Raw genomic sequence first — 571 nt, 5'->3', positions numbered from 1 at the left:
GGCAAATTAAGCTAATGACCGTAAGTTCCTGACTTGTTGGCTCAAAATAGTCCTGAAAACCAAAAATAAAAATTGTACTGGCATAAAAAACACTAATCCCAATCATGCCTGACAACGAGGCAGCCATAAAAGAAATTTTGCTATTTATTGCGCTATATAATAAGGCAAATAAAGTGGTAAAGGTTAAAACCAAACTTAAATGCACACCAGCCAATGAGACTGCAACGACAATACTATCTATCACAAAAAAAATATTTCTGGATACATTCTTATCAAATTTGTATTATAACCAGCGATCTAATTGTAGAGTTATAAATAAAATAAAAACAAGAAAAACTGGAATATAGAGCTGATAGTTAGCATCAGGCGAGGTAAAAGAATAAATAACCTCTATCAGTGACAGTATGAAATATCCCATCATACGATGAAAATAAGCAAACTGACGCGGTTCTCTATCGACCAGCCTATCTAATGGCACACTACTCTCCGATCTTTAACTTAAACTACATAAATCCCTATGTGGTTCAACACAGACTTAGTTCATATGCAAATCGAATGGCATATCACCCTG

Annotated in this window: 1 pseudogene; it reads right to left on the bottom strand. The window is 34.5% G+C overall.

Annotated features, from left to right (window positions below):
* Positions 1 to 478, bottom strand: a pseudogene (locus A7A69_RS11650) (adenylate/guanylate cyclase domain-containing protein); the annotation flags it as partial.
* Positions 479 to 571 lie beyond the last annotated feature (93 nt).

The sequence above is a fragment of the Acinetobacter guerrae genome (genome assembly GCF_009372255.1).
Lineage (GTDB): Bacteria > Pseudomonadota > Gammaproteobacteria > Pseudomonadales > Moraxellaceae > Acinetobacter > Acinetobacter guerrae.
Note: the sequence above shows the minus strand (reverse complement) of the source record. Positions and strands in the feature narration are given on the sequence as shown.